16 protein-coding genes and 2 tRNA genes are annotated in these 14202 nt (G+C 44.1%); 11 read left to right on the forward strand and 7 right to left on the reverse strand.

Going from position 1 to position 14202, the window contains the following annotated elements:
• Positions 1-11 precede the first annotated feature (11 nt).
• Together FTV48_RS05295 and FTV48_RS05300 are read left to right on the forward strand one after the other, a co-directional pair.
• Positions 12-638, forward strand: coding sequence for a DUF1294 domain-containing protein (locus tag FTV48_RS05295; RefSeq protein WP_179999600.1), 627 nt, complete (start codon positions 12-14; stop codon positions 636-638).
• Positions 639-658: 20 nt separating this feature from the next.
• The gene (locus tag FTV48_RS05300; RefSeq protein ID WP_005095179.1) at positions 659-1054 is read left to right on the forward strand and encodes a hypothetical protein; all 396 of its coding nucleotides are present in this window, start codon (positions 659-661) and stop codon (positions 1052-1054) included.
• A gap of 355 nt (positions 1055-1409) precedes the next feature.
• Here the strand turns inward: FTV48_RS05300 and FTV48_RS05305 are convergent, their stop codons facing one another.
• Complete coding sequence (locus FTV48_RS05305; RefSeq protein WP_179999602.1) at positions 1410-1769, reverse strand: helix-turn-helix domain-containing protein; 360 nt, start codon at positions 1767-1769, stop codon at positions 1410-1412.
• A 96-nt stretch (positions 1770-1865) separates the two neighbouring features.
• On the opposite strand from FTV48_RS05305, the gene FTV48_RS05310 reads away from it, so the two are divergent.
• Complete coding sequence (locus tag FTV48_RS05310) at positions 1866-3197, forward strand: APC family permease (protein WP_179999604.1); 1332 nt, start codon at positions 1866-1868, stop codon at positions 3195-3197.
• Positions 3198-3237: 40 nt separating this feature from the next.
• On the forward strand, positions 3238-4644 hold the full coding sequence (locus FTV48_RS05315) for an FAD-binding oxidoreductase (protein ID WP_179999607.1): 1407 nt from the start codon (positions 3238-3240) through the stop codon (positions 4642-4644).
• Positions 4645-4715: 71 nt separating this feature from the next.
• On the opposite strand, the gene FTV48_RS05320 is transcribed toward FTV48_RS05315, so the two are convergent.
• From FTV48_RS05320 to hisB, 6 genes are all read right to left on the reverse strand, one after another.
• Positions 4716-5627 (reverse strand): DMT family transporter, encoded by a 912-nt coding sequence (locus FTV48_RS05320; RefSeq protein WP_179999609.1) that lies wholly within the window; start codon positions 5625-5627, stop codon positions 4716-4718.
• 65 nt (positions 5628-5692) lie between these two features.
• Positions 5693-6427 (reverse strand): 1-(5-phosphoribosyl)-5-[(5-phosphoribosylamino)methylideneamino]imidazole-4-carboxamide isomerase, encoded by a 735-nt coding sequence (gene hisA / locus FTV48_RS05325; protein WP_074383906.1) that lies wholly within the window; start codon positions 6425-6427, stop codon positions 5693-5695.
• Positions 6428-6626: 199 nt separating this feature from the next.
• Positions 6627-7397, reverse strand: coding sequence for a hypothetical protein (locus FTV48_RS05330; RefSeq protein ID WP_179999611.1), 771 nt, complete (start codon positions 7395-7397; stop codon positions 6627-6629).
• Positions 7398-7803: 406 nt separating this feature from the next.
• Entirely contained in the window at positions 7804-8466 is a 663-nt protein-coding gene (locus tag FTV48_RS05335) for a 3'-5' exonuclease (protein WP_100354904.1), read from the reverse strand.
• Between the two features lie 359 nt (positions 8467-8825).
• A complete protein-coding gene (gene hisH / locus FTV48_RS05340) occupies positions 8826-9443 on the reverse strand; it encodes an imidazole glycerol phosphate synthase subunit HisH (protein WP_074383909.1) in 618 nt (205 codons plus the stop codon).
• Positions 9443-10036: an imidazoleglycerol-phosphate dehydratase HisB gene (hisB, locus tag FTV48_RS05345; RefSeq protein WP_179999613.1), complete on the reverse strand. Its 594-nt coding sequence runs from the start codon at positions 10034-10036 to the stop codon at positions 9443-9445. Before hisB ends, hisH begins: the two co-directional genes overlap by 1 nt.
• A gap of 96 nt (positions 10037-10132) precedes the next feature.
• Between hisB and FTV48_RS05350 the strand changes: the two genes are divergently transcribed.
• The 7 genes from FTV48_RS05350 (at position 10133) to tehB (ending at position 14151) form a co-directional block, all read left to right on the forward strand.
• Positions 10133-10510, forward strand: a complete 378-nt coding sequence (locus tag FTV48_RS05350; protein WP_005095200.1) for a GNAT family N-acetyltransferase — start codon at positions 10133-10135, stop codon at positions 10508-10510.
• 202 nt (positions 10511-10712) lie between these two features.
• Positions 10713-10788, forward strand: a tRNA-Phe gene (locus FTV48_RS05355).
• Positions 10789-10924: 136 nt separating this feature from the next.
• Positions 10925-11000, forward strand: a tRNA-Phe gene (locus FTV48_RS05360).
• A 236-nt stretch (positions 11001-11236) separates the two neighbouring features.
• Positions 11237-11740, forward strand: a complete 504-nt coding sequence (locus FTV48_RS05365) for a hypothetical protein (RefSeq protein ID WP_179999615.1) — start codon at positions 11237-11239, stop codon at positions 11738-11740.
• A 198-nt stretch (positions 11741-11938) separates the two neighbouring features.
• Positions 11939-12688 carry a hypothetical protein gene (locus FTV48_RS05370; RefSeq protein WP_005173124.1) on the forward strand — a complete coding sequence of 250 codons (750 nt, stop codon included), beginning with the start codon at positions 11939-11941 and terminating at the stop codon, positions 12686-12688.
• A 110-nt stretch (positions 12689-12798) separates the two neighbouring features.
• Positions 12799-13071 carry a hypothetical protein gene (locus FTV48_RS05375; RefSeq protein WP_159138357.1) on the forward strand — a complete coding sequence of 91 codons (273 nt, stop codon included), beginning with the start codon at positions 12799-12801 and terminating at the stop codon, positions 13069-13071.
• Positions 13072-13284: 213 nt separating this feature from the next.
• Positions 13285-14151, forward strand: coding sequence for an SAM-dependent methyltransferase TehB (gene tehB / locus FTV48_RS05380; protein WP_100354898.1), 867 nt, complete (start codon positions 13285-13287; stop codon positions 14149-14151).
• Positions 14152-14202 lie beyond the last annotated feature (51 nt).

The raw sequence follows: 14202 nt of genomic DNA on the forward strand, positions 1-14202 counted from the left end.
GGACAGGGGATATGCGCGATCAGGGGCGTTTAGTAGAGTGGTTTGATGACAAGGGTTATGGCTTTATTCAGCCCAATGATTCGGCCAAAGATCGCGTATTTCTGCATATCAAGGACTTTACCAAGCAAGGTCCGCGTCCGATTGTCGGCTGTGCCTTAGATTACACGGTCATTTTAGATGAGCGCGGACGATACAAAGCACAGCAGGTCATGTATCTGAAAGCATCGCAAACCAAAACGTCTCAGGCTAAATTCAAACCCTCCAAGCAACAGCAGTCACAGAAATTACAACCGATGCAGATTGCCTGTGTGGTTTATATTCTGTTGCTGACCGCATTGACTTTGGGCGGTCTGCTCAGCGGACTGGTCTTGTTGCTGATCAGTTTGATGAATGCATTGAGTTACTGGTTGTATGCGCAGGACAAGGAAGCGGCGCAATCGGGTAAGCAACGTATTCCGGAAAATACCCTGCATCTGGTGGCTTTTTTAGGTGGTTGGCCAGCAGCCTGGTTAGCCCAGCAAAAACTGCGACATAAAACACAAAAACAACCGTTCCGGCAGATATATTTTTGTACTATAGCCTTTAACATCATTTTGATTATATGGCTAATTTCCCCATTTAACAGTTTAAATATTTAGGGGAAAGATCAGGAGGGGACGTGAACTATTCCATTGATAAAGACCCAAATCGCACACTGACTTTTGCACTGTACATTTTATATATTGTGGCCATTTTTAGTGCTGGCCTCTTGGCTGTCGTGGCGTTGATCATTAACTATGTCAAACGTCGCGATGTGCGTGGTTCAATTTTTGAAAGCCACTTCACCTGGCAGATCCGCAGTTTCTGGTGGTATCTGGTCTGGAATATCATTGCCTTTATTCCATTTTTGTTTCTGTTCTTTACTGGCGAAGATCCGAACCTGTTTGCAGGCGTGGCATTTGGCGCATCCGCTTTCTGTTTGTTAGTGGTGTTTCTGGCCTGGATCTGGATTGTGTATCGGGCGATTCGTGGCATCATGCGCTTGAATGACAATCGACCGATGTATAAATCCTAAATTTTATTGTAGAAAAAGCAGCCAAAGTGCTGCTTTTTTATGCCTCATGCAATAGAACGGATTCCATCTGTCTGCATAGGCTGAAAAAATTACCAACTCGCACCACTTTTATTCAAGCTTGCTCCATTTTAGGGAGCAATTCTTATCATCATTGAACATAATGACGAACATTGCTAAACATTTTTAATTTTATAAATTTACATTTTTAATATTTAAACTTTACTTTTTTGTTTTATAGATTTACTTTTTTAATAAATATAATTTACGTTTTTAATAAAATAAACTTACATTAATGTACATTTATTTTTTTAAATTTAACAGGTCAAATTATTTTATTGTCGGGCTCATTTTTAACTTAAGAATAAAAGCGACCACGACGGCGACGCATGCCTAAAACATGAATAGCACGCACCAGAACCGCATAAGAAACTGCATAACCAAAGCGCTGTTCAAATATTGGAACCAAATCACTAATATTTTGAAATTTTACAGATATTACAAACACTTGAAATTCATTCCAATCTTTAATATGGCCCGGTGCGCCGCGGTTTTTTACAGGTTTCTGGACCAAGTCGCCAGTTTCTTCTTCAAGGCGGATCCATGCATCCAGAGTCACCCGAGAGATGCCAAATTCTTTACAGACAGCCACCTTGTAATCGGTCTTTTTATACATCTGAATGGCTGCAATTCGAGTTTCTAAATTGTACTTTGGCATTTTCCATCCTCACTCAATTTATTTATATTTTTATTATATGGCATAGTCATTGCAATTGAACAAATAACGAAAATAAATAATGTTCAGGTGACATCAATGGAAAAAGCACAAGTTGCTTTCAAAAAAATGTCTTTGTGGCAGGTCGTGATCATTGGTGTGGCATATATGACCCCGATGGTTGTTTTTGATACCTTTGGGATTGTTTCCGGCATCACTGCGGGACGTGTTCCACTCGCGTATATCCTTGCCTTAGGTGCCATGCTGTTAACGGCATTCAGCTATGCGCGCTTTAGTCGCCAGACAGAAAAACCGGGCTCGGCGTATACTTATACGGCGGAATCTTGCGGGCCGAAAGCCGGTTTCTTTGTTGGCTGGTGTGCCTTAATGGATTATATATTGCTGCCGCTCGTGAATGCTTTACTGGCCGGGATCTATTTGGAAGCCCTGATTCCAGGCGTGCCATATTGGGTGTGGGTCTGTATCTTTATCGGTTTGGTGACCCTGATTAACTGTTTCCGCATTAATATCTTGGCGAACTTAAGCCTGATTTTTGTGGTGGCTCCCTTGATTTTAATGCTGCTGTTTATCTATCTGGTGATCAAGGGTATAGGTACGGAGCAAGGTTATCATTATGTCCTGACCATGACGCCATTATTGAACGGTGATAGCAGTATATTGCCGTTAATTGCCGGGGCATCAATTTTATGTTTCTCGTTTCTGGGCTTTGATGCCGTGACGACGATGTCACACGAAACTAAAGACCCGAAAAAAAATATTCCACGTGCTGTAATGCTGACCACGTTGACAGGCGGGGTGATTTTCTTCTCGGCATCGTGGTTTATCCAGTTGTATTTCCCCAGCAATGTCCGCTTTAACAACCCCGATGAAGCATTGCCTGAAATTGTGATGTATGTCGGTGGGGCACTGTTTCAGGCGGTGTTCCTCTGCGCGCAAATCATGAATACCTTTGCTTCAGGTTTGGCGACTCATGCCAGTGCCTCGCGTTTAATCCATATCATGGGACGTGACGGAATTTTCCATAAAGGCACATTCGGTCAAGTGCATAACAAGTTGGGTACACCACTTTATGCCGTGCTGTTCATTGGCTTAACTTCACTCCTCGCCATCAGCCTTGATCTTGCGACAGTGGTGAGTATGGTGAGTTTTGGTGCCCTGATTGCCTTTACTGCAGTGAATTTCTCGGTATTTGTAAAATTCTTTGTTCAGGACAAACAGCGTCAAGGCTTAAAAAATATCTTCCTTAACTTGGTTTTGCCCCTGTTTTCGGTGGGCGTGATGTTGGGTTTATGGATCAACCTGGAAATGTCAGCCTTGATCTGTGGCTGTATTTGGCTCGCAGTAGGTGTGCTGCTCTATATGTATAAGCGTTTGCGTAAACAGAATATTGTGATTAGTAGTGCTTACTAAGATCGAATCAATTGTATTGAAGTAATAGTGAGAAGATGAAATGAATAAGCCAAAATTTATTGAAGATGTCGAGTTTAAAGCCAGTATTAATACACAGAGTGGCAAAGAGTGGAACTGGATTAATCCCAAACATGGCAATTTCGAACATCCTGCCAATTACTATGAAAGCTCACTCGAAACTGGGCATGCGTTTCCAGGTTTAAATGCCGATCTTGAATGTGATGTGGTGGTGATTGGTGGTGGTTTATTGGGTGCTTCGACAGCACTCCATCTGTCTGAACATGGCATAGATACCATTTTGGTAGAAAAAAATCGCATTGGTGGCGCTGCTTCAGGACGTAATGGTGGACAGCTCACACCAGGGCTAGCGCGTTGGGAAGCGTCAGAAATGATTGAGCATTTCAGCTATGCAGATGCAAAAAAACTCTGGCACTTTAGCTCTACTGAAGCGATGTCTTTAATCGATGACATTGCAGCAAAATACCAACTTGAGCTACAGCATAAACGTGGACATATTACCGCAGCAGTGCATGAAGGGCACTTGGTTGGTTTAACTCAAGGAGCAGATGCACGTAAATTTTTAGGTGAAGACCACACCAAAATTGTCGGTGAGCATGAGCTGAAACAGCATATTGCTTCAGAGAATTATTGTGGTGGTCTAATTGACTCGCTGGGGGGACATATCCATCCACTCGCACTGAACCGTGGACTGGTTTATGGCTTCTGCCAAAACGGTGGACAGGTGTTTGAACAAACTGAAGTTGTGTCAGTAGAAGAGCGTGAAGATGGGATTTATGTCACGACCATAAGTGGCGTAATAAAAGCGCGTAAGAGTGTGGTCATGGGCGTACATCATGCTTCGTTTAAACTGCTGCAAAAGAACAATCGAACCACAATTCCATTTTATACTTATGTATGTACCACAGCGCCTTTAGAAGTAAATTTAAAAGAGCTATTGCCAACCGATGCGCCTGTCTACGACACCCAGTTCCAGATTGATTATTACCGGGGTGTGTCTCAAAACCGAATTTTATTTGGTGGTGAAGGGACAGGTTCGTGTTGGAGTCCTGAAAAAACCCATCAGTATTTGTTAGGTCGAATTCAGCATGTATTCCCACAATTAAAACAGGTTGAGCTGGATTTTGTCTGGAGTGGAACCACGGATCTGACCATAAATGGTGCAGCCGACAGCCGTAAATTTGGCCATAAATTCCCGATTTATGCCGTGCAAGGCTGGAGTGGGCATGGTGTGGCGCAAACGGTGCGTATCGGTAAAGCGATTGCAGATGATTTCTGTGGCAAGGCAGATGATTTCAATATGCTGACCACTATTCAGCATCAGGATATATTGTTTGGTCGCACACTTGCCCCTGTGGTGATTCCAATTGCCAAAACTGCCTATGGACTGGGAGCATTGGTAAATCCGGGCAAGATGGTGTCTTTCTAAAATTAAATATAAAAAATTCCCCTTTCTTAAAAGGGGAATTTAGGGGGATTAAAAATAGGAAATTAAGTGATTTATTCTTTTACTTTCCGCTTTAAAAACTTCGGTTTCCATTCACTGGCAATTACGCCCAGTACCACCATCAATCCGCCCAACAGTGCCAGTGCAGGTAGGCGTTCTCCTGCAAGTCGGCCAAAAAGTGCTGCCCATACCGGTTCACCGGCATAGATAATTGCTGCCTGTGATGGATCTACCCTACGTTGTGCCCAGTTCATGACCAGTTGAATCATCGCACTGGCAATGCCTAAACCGACTAAAATGCCTGCCAGATGCCAGTGAAATTCAGGTAGCTGAGATTCACCTAAAACAGGTGCAATCATAAAGCAGAACAAGGACGCAAAAATCAGTTGCAGCACTGTGACCCGGCGTACATTCACCTGCTCAGCAAAATAACTGATCAAAATAATCTCCAAGGCAATGGCAATGGAGCCAAGTAAAGTCAAAGTTTGTCCAAAACTGAGCTGAATTGCTGCAAAGCCATTACCAGTCAAAAACACTAACCCGATAAAGGCAAACAATGCCCCGATCCAGGTCATCACCTGTGGTTTTTGACCAAACAGCAGCCAGAGCAGGATTGGTACCAGTGGAACATACAAGGCGGTTAAAAAAGCAGACTCGCTGCTGCTAATCGTTTGCAATCCCACGGTTTGGGTGCCGTAACCGATGGCGATCATGATCCCAATCACCGCGCCGGCAATAATTTCCTTGAGGGTCATGCCTTTTAAAGATTTTAATGAGATCAGGGTCACGGCAATGGCGGCTGCAGCAAAACGCAGCCCAACAAACATAATCGGACTGCTAAAATTCAGCCCGTATTGTACGGTAATAAAACTGCCGCCCCAGATCAGGGTAATCAGAATTAAAGCAAGCTGCGGAAGTTTGGCTGCCAGAGCGGGAGAGCGAAAGCTGGAAATGAGGGTCGGCATGTCAGGAGATCGGAAAATAACAAATAAAAAAAGAGGTCCGAAGACCTCTTGTGCAGCAGGCTTAATTATAGCGCTTGTTGTTCATCTAACAATAACTGCGCTTCACGCAGGCTTAATGTACCTTCGTAAATGGCACGACCAGTAATGGCACCTAGAATGCCCGGCTGATCTTTCAGGTTACGGACGTCATCCATATTGGTTACGCCGCCTGAAGCAATCACAGGTAAACCTGAATATTGTGCCAGATTTACGGTTTGCTCAATATTCACACCCTGCATCATGCCATCACGGGCAATGTCAGTATAGACAATGCTGGATACGCCCGCATCGGCAAAACGCTTGGCCAGATCTGTCGCTTTGACATCCGTCACATTGGCCCAGCCATCGGTTGCCACCATGCCATTCATGGCATCAATGCCGACAATGATATGACCCGCGAATTTTTTGCATGCTTCTTCCACAAATTCAGGATCCTGAACTGCTTTGGTACCAATAATCACAAAAGATACGCCTGCTTGCAGATAATGCTCGATGGTTTCCATCGAACGGATACCGCCGCCAATCTGGATCGGTAAATCTGGCTGCGCTCTGGCAATGGCTTCAACCACTGGCTTATGGATAGGCGTACCTGCGAAAGCACCGTTTAAATCCACTAAATGCAAGCGGCGAGCGCCTTCATTTACCCAATGCTGTGCTGTTGCGACCGGATCGTCAGAAAATACGGTATCGTCTTCCATACGACCTTGTTTTAAACGGACACATTTGCCATCTTTCAGGTCAATTGCAGGGATGATCAGCATGCTTTCGCTCCTTGCTTAATCTTTAGAATGAATTTGAGTGAGTTCATCTTAGCAAATAAAGTCGAAATTTCTAACTCTTAAACAGTATCAATAAAGAAAACCTGTCCGAAGACAGGTCGCAGTCAGGTAATTTATTTTTATCCTTTTAATGATTCAGCGACTGCGCATACGATCTGCTTTATTTTCACTGTCACACTGATTAGACATAGCTATAAGTTTGAGACAGATGGTCTAGTGAATTGACTTGGCCCAGCTGCACTCCCAACTCATAAAGTCCCTGATTGACTGTACTGACAGTTTCACCCACTAAACCGACCACCGCACCTGCAACTGGCAGGCTGGTCGCGACGTCTGTGACCGGAACCAGGTCATTGAGCAGGGCATCCAGTGTGCCCGATACATCCTGAATTACACCGCCGACACTGGCGACCGGATTTTCTAGGGTATTGTTAATCAGCTCGAGTGGATTGATTGCTGCCACATATTGTCCGGTTTCATCAACCAGACCACTTAGATTGCTGCCAGTCTGCCCAACCGCGGTCACCACATCACCCAGGATCGGTAAGTTAGCCAATGGAGCAGTCAATGGAGCCGTAGCGGCAAGCACACTGTCCAGAATGTCAGATACACCCCCTAGACCCTGACCCAGCAGATCAGTCGTACCATTCAAGGCAGTATTAACACCGCCTGCTAAGTCTCCTGCAATCCACTGGTCCGAGATGGCATGTACACCTGCACTGACGCCACTGACCAGACCAGTGCTGACATTCAGGACGGTCGATAGCAGATCTCCGACAACGGGCAGTGCACCGAGCTGAGCGCTAAGAGGCGCAGTTAGATCCGATACGGTTGATACCACTTCATCTACCACGGTGATCACCGTTTTAGTCAGCACACCCAGTGCTGTCGTAATCCCTTGCAGTGCCAGACTCAGCACGCCACTGATTTTTTCATTCAATAAACTGAACATGTGTATTAACCCTCTAGAACATGCACATCCTGATCGGATGATGAATAAGATGGCTCATGTTTTAGCAAATTTTTTAATAAAAAACAGAACGGAGAAACTGCAAATAGATCATGAAAAATAAAGAAATTATAAAAAGTTGAATATATTCAAATTGCTAAGTTTGAAAATGGTTATTGTTTTAAAATGTAAATAAAATCAGTAAATTAATTTGAATTTTATGGTGCTTTTTGAGATTTTATGCCTCAAGATTGGGCATGATTCTATCTGAAGTTAAGTTCCAAGTTAAAGAGACGCTGAAAGTTGCTAAATACACTTGGAATGGGTATTTAAGCAGTCTTAATATTGCCAAATTTTGGGGCAGAATCTGATTTACACAAAGTTACATTGTTGCAGTGTGCTGAAGACATTAAAGCCTTGACGAAGGGCGTAGACGTAATTTCAGTGATGTATTCGGAATCTCTTTGGGGAGTAGATTTCGGCGCAGCAATTCTTCAAATACCAACACTGGCGCATAGGCATCTGCAGCTGCATAGTCAATCTGGGCTGCACTTAAGTTTTTGCTGGCCCAATTGGAAGTGCTAATCCGTTTCGATTTAGGAAAATTTAGTCCAAATAACAGGGCGATGGCATTTTTCAGTCCGACCGGATTTTTTAGACCAAAATGACCGAAGCATTTCGACAGCTCAATCACGCTATTCAGTTCTATACCTCGTTTACGAAACAGATGCGCATCATTTTTCAGGCCAAAACCAACCTTGATCTGATCACGATTGGCAAAAATTGGTGCAAGAAAAGCCCAGATGGCCGGGTTCATTTGAAATAAATAGGCTTTGTCTAGAGTGGCCAGCTGAATCAGATGTGGCCCGGTAGAGATTTCACCGACTTTAAAGGTCGGTTTGGATTCAGAATCAAAGCCAAATAATGCGCAGCTTTTCAGCTCCTGTTCAACAGCCAGACATTGTTCCAGACTATGAATAAGTTGAATCTGCGGCATGGGAAGATTTTGAAATACAGGAAAGGCCTGAATCTGTTCTTTGCTCGGCAGTATTGTCGGCTGGAGCGCTTCCATAATTATCAATAGTTCACTGGGCTTGGGCACTCAGCTTAATTACTTTTCTACGTTTAAGCAAAAATAAAGCCTAGATTGACCAGCGGAATGAGGATCAGGAGCGACAAGGTCATCAGCATGTTCCAGCCAGATAAGACAGGCGGTCAAAACATCCATTTGGGCTTAAGGCTGATTCACGAGTGTGAGAGTATTGATACATTATTTTATTCCCATATGCTTTAATTATTGTTTAAATATAAGGGCTTGACTAAGCAGAATAATAATTCTAGTGACTAAAAAATAGTCATGATTCTGGTGGTAGATTAATCTGAACGAATAAAAAAGCCCGCAATCTGCGAGCTTTTTAAGTGAAAGGAAAATCAGATTTTCCAGTCCACAAAGTTTTTCAGTAATTGCAAACCTGCGGTATGGCTCTTTTCCGGATGGAACTGAGTCGCGAACAGGTTTTCTTGATGAATCGCGGTACAGAACTCGATGCCATAGGTACAACTGGCAGCCACCAGCTCTGAATCTTGTGGCTCGACATAGTAGCTATGTACAAAGTAGAACCGCGCATCCTGTTCAATATTGTTCCACATCGGATGGTCTGGATTGGCCTGATGTACCTGATTCCAGCCCATATGTGGCACTTTTAGACCGGCCATTTCCGGGAAATGCTTGACCGCACCTTTGAAAATACCCAGCGCATTTGTGCCACCATTCTCTTCAGAATGCTGCATCAAGGCCTGCATACCGACACAGATTGCCAGTACCGGTTTGTTAAACACGGCATTGCGTACCACTTCATCGATACCTGCTTCATGCATGCCTTGCATACAGTCACGCATGGCGCCCACACCCGGAAAGACAATTTTGTCTGCTTGCGCAATCAGTTTGGGATCATTGGTCACATCAACCGTGGCACCGACATGTTCGAGTGCTTTTGCCGCAGAGTGCAAATTTCCCATGCCATAATCAAGAAGGGCAATACGGGTCATTACAGCGTTCCTTTGGTTGAAGCGACCATGTTCGCAGCACGCGGATCCACTTCACAGGCCATACGCAGCGCACGCGCAAAAGCTTTAAATACGCTTTCGATCTGGTGATGGCTGTTTTTGCCTTTCAGGTTGTCGATATGCACGGTCATCAATGAATGATTGACAAAGCCCTGGAAGAATTCAGAGAATAAATCCACATCAAAACGGCCGATCATGGCACGGGTAAATGGAATATCCATAAACAGGCCTGGACGACCAGACAGATCCACCACAACACGGCTTAAAGATTCATCGAGTGGTGCATAAAAGTGACCGTAGCGTTTCAGGCCTTTTTTATCACCCAGCGCTTGTGCAAAAGCCTGACCCAAGGTAATACCACAGTCTTCTACGGTATGATGGTCATCAATTTCCAGATCACCTTCACAATGAATATCAATATCAAACAAACCATGACGCTTGATTTGATCAATCATATGGTCTAAAAATGGAATACCCGTGTTTAAGGTGCCTTGACCAGTACCGTCGAGATTCAAACGAACTCGAATTTTGGTTTCGTTGGTATTTCTTACCACTTCACTGATACGATCTGTCATAGACACGTTCCTCAAATACGTCAAAATGATTGATGTAGAAAATATTTTCGCCGTGACGACGTCACCGCATATTAGATTGCTCAGGAGGGTTTATCAATGCCTATTACCGTACATGCTTATACTTCTTTAGAAAATGATGAAGTGCGCAGCCAGCTTGAGCGACTGTATGACACTAGCCCTGAATTTAGCGATGGGGCAGATGCCATGGAACAACTAGAGCAAAACCTTACACAGTATACCTCAGTTTATAGTGCAGAATTTAATACCAAGATTATCGGGGCAATCTGGTGCACCGGACAGGGAGAAAGCCGGATTCTGGAAAATATCGTGGTGCATCCGGCCAACCGCGGGCGTGGCGTTGCAGAAAGGCTGGTCAGTGAAGTCTGCCGCATGGAAGAAGAAAAAGGGGTCAAGAATTTTGTGCCGGGGTGTGGTGCCATCCATCGTTGTCTGGCCAATCTGGAAAAAATCTAAAAATAGATCAAGCAATCGCAGCCTTTGGGCTGCTTTTTTTGTAACTAAGACCGCAGATTTGTTTTATTAGTGAAGTCTTTGGTAAAAACTGTTTAATTTATGACTCAAATTGATGCGATTTGATGGAAAAGTAAACATTTGATGAAAATTATTCTCTGCGCTCTTGACGATTTAAAGCTGAAACTGTTTAATACGCGACATCGGCGTGATAGCTCAGTAGGTAGAGCAACGGATTGAAAATCCGTGTGTCCCCAGTTCGATCCTGGGTCTCGCCACCATATTTTAAAACATTTTAAAGTTTTCAATCCCTGATCCCATCAGGGATTTTTTTTAGACCAAAATTCAGTCATTCAATTATTTTTTTTATAATTTTGATTGACTAATGCAGCCAGATACGGCTTAATACACCGCATCGGCGTGATAGCTCAGTAGGTAGAGCAACGGATTGAAAATCCGTGTGTCCCCAGTTCGATCCTGGGTCTCGCCACCATATTCAAAAAATCCTCAAACCATGTTTGGGGATTTTTTTTTGCCTGTAATGTTTGCCTACAACAAAATCAGATCAGAATTAAATCTATATTTTCTTATTGTTCCTGCCGTATTTTTTTTCTATTTTTTATCCTGTTTATTCATGATTGACCGTTTATCAAACTTAACAATAGGCGCTTGTATTACTTGTAAGCTTTCAATCTGAAGCTTTCCTATTGTCCAAATGAGGGCTAAATCATGAATCTCCTAAAGCCGAGCATACTGGGCCTGGTCACGGCCTGTGCTGCCTTTACACTGCCGATATCCAGCCATGCTGCACCTGCCACTGTGTCTGATCCGGTGGTATTGCCGACACTCACTGTCATGGCCGAACCGGAACTGCGCGCCGTGACTGAAAAAATGATGCCTTATCAGGAACAGAACAGCCAACTTAAGGCCCTGCAAATGCGTCTGATGAAAATCGAACGTGATATTCAGGCCTATAGCGTAGATGGCGACATTGCTGCGAATATTGATGTAATGCGGTCGCCGGTCGCCCCCGATCTGGATAGTCTGCCTGTGGTATTTCGTGAATATGTACTGGCAATAGCACAGGGTTTACAGTCTTCAGACCCAAGAAATGGTGTGTATATCTTGCTGCAACCCTTTGGTATTAACAGGGATGCCACCAACGTGCAAATCGTACGTGAACAATTTGACCCAAATCGACTCAGCCTGAGCTTGCCATTTGATTCCAGATAATCGTTGTTGACAGCCTGAAGGCTTGGGTCTGCAGGATCAGCCAGCAGAAGATTTCGGATTAAATTACTTTCCGGGCACGATGATTCTTGCCTGAGCATGCCATATGAGCGGTCAAACCAAATCTCTTGAATTGTGTCTAAAAAATAAGCATAGTGTGTATTATCAATAAGATCTGACCGACAGAGCTGGAGCGTGTACATGCCGCGTGTTTTTATGATATTAGCCGCTGTTACGCTGGCAATTTTTATTGGACTGTTTTATCAAAATTCTGTCCAGCAAAAACATCAGGCCGAGTTGCTCGAGTATGAAACCGTGCTGGAAGAAAAAACCCAGAGCATTGTAAGGCAAGCACAGGACTGGTCTAAACCGATTCAGCTTGAGCTTGAGGATGATCGTCTGGATGGGGACTATGCCATCATGGCCGAATTTATGCTGGGTCAACTACGGGACAGTGCCGAGGAGCGCAATCAGTATCTACGCGACCTGAAAGCGGCCAACTGGCAGAATTTTCTGGATATTGACCGTCTGGCCAAGGATCAGGCACAAGACTATAAAGAAACCGAAGCCATGCTCAAGCAAGTGCATCAAATTGTGAACAGCTATCAGCAGCAAATTCAGCAGCGTGATGCCGAGCTGATCAATAAGGCACAGCAACTGGATATTAAAAACCGTTATCGCCAGCAGCTGACCGCGAACCTGCAAGCCGATCAACAGCAAAGTAATGCCCATGCGATCTTTGAGATTGAGAAACAAAGTCTGGCCAAGGCAGATGCCTTATTTGCCGTATTGAAAAAGCATAAATGGCAAAAGAAAAATAAAACTTTCATGTTTTATGAAGATAAAGCAGTGAAAGAGTTTAATGCGCTGTATAAAGAAATATTAAATCTGAATAAACAGATGCAACAGATTGCGACAGCAAACCAGAAAGCGGTTGAAAACAAGTTATAATCCTGTAGGCGATCACAGGATTGCCACATGACTGTCATCTGCTGTTCAAACTTAGTGCTTAAATTGAATGTGTCGCACAGATCACGACATAACATTTAAGCAGGTGAGTCATGCAAACAATTCAGGTTTTTGCTGATATTCAGCAGGTGTACGGTGAGTTTGTCGCAAATAAAACATGTCCAAAATTACAAAGTCTGAATAATGAGGGCAGGAGCCGATTTTTCTTGAATCAATATTTCAAGCTGATCGAGGACTGGCACTATACCGAACAGATTGTGATTCAGTTTAATCAGCAATATTTCAGTCTGGATCTGGAAGGCGCGCCGGATTTTATGGATCAGGAAAATTATATGCGCTGGCTACAATCAGAACTACTGCATTAATCCAGTCACCCTATTCATTCTCTGGCTAAACTCAAGCTGTCGATCGAGGCAGCTTTTTTATTTTCCAGATTTGGTCTGCATCTTGCTGCTGTATTGGCACAGCGTAAATAAGCGCTGATTCCAATTCCGGCCTGAACCAGCTATGCTGAAATGAATAAAACCGTCGCTATAAGCATGACAGGCGGCGCATGCATGAGATGGAGGGCGATATTGATGCAAGAACTGATTTGTTATAAGCAACTTCCGGTCTGGACAGAAAAGAGTATTCCTCAGGGCTTCAAGAATCAGCACAATACCAAAGCAGGGACTTGGGCCAAACTGACGTTACTTAAAGGTGAGTTGCGTTTTGCCATGCTGGAAGCATCCGGTGCGGTGCAATCTGAACATGTATTTACACCAGAACAGCAACCGCCATTTATTGAACCTGAGGCTTGGCACAAGATTGTTTCTGCCAGCGAGGATGTCGAATGCCAGCTGCGTTTTTATTGCCGGCCTGAAGATTACTTCATCAAAAAATATCAGTTGAATCCTACCCATTCTGAAGTACTGGCTGCCATGCCCTATTTAAAGGGTGGCCGTGCGCTGGACGTCGGTTGCGGTACAGGACGTAATGCGCTGTATTTAAGTCAGAACGGTTTTAATGTCGATGCTTGGGATGTCAATGAAAACAGTTTGCAGACCTTAAGACAGATTGTGCAGACGGAGCACATTGACCACTTGCAGATCCAGCGCCGTGATCTCAACACAGATACCAGTATTACAGGCCAGTATGACTTCATTTGCTGCACCGTGGTGATGATGTTCCTCGAGGCCAAAACCATTGCACCCTTGATTGCGCAGATGCAGCAGGCCACCGTGCCGGGTGGTTATAACCTGATTGTCTGTGCGATGGATACGCCAGAGATTCCGGTACAGCCCGATTTTCCATTTAGCTTTAAGCCGGGCGAGTTACGGGCTTATTATGAGGACTGGAAGATTGTGAAATACAATGAAAATATTGGTGAGCTGCATCGGGTGGATGCACAAGGCCAACGGATTAAACAGCATTTTGCGACCATGTTAGCGCAAAAGGTCGAATAAGTGCTTTAAGCTGCTGTTAAACTCTTGAATTAAAATGAGAGTGTTCAAAAC

The sequence above is a fragment of the Acinetobacter sp. YH18001 genome, from assembly GCF_013416975.1.
GTDB classification, from domain to species: domain Bacteria; phylum Pseudomonadota; class Gammaproteobacteria; order Pseudomonadales; family Moraxellaceae; genus Acinetobacter; species Acinetobacter pseudolwoffii.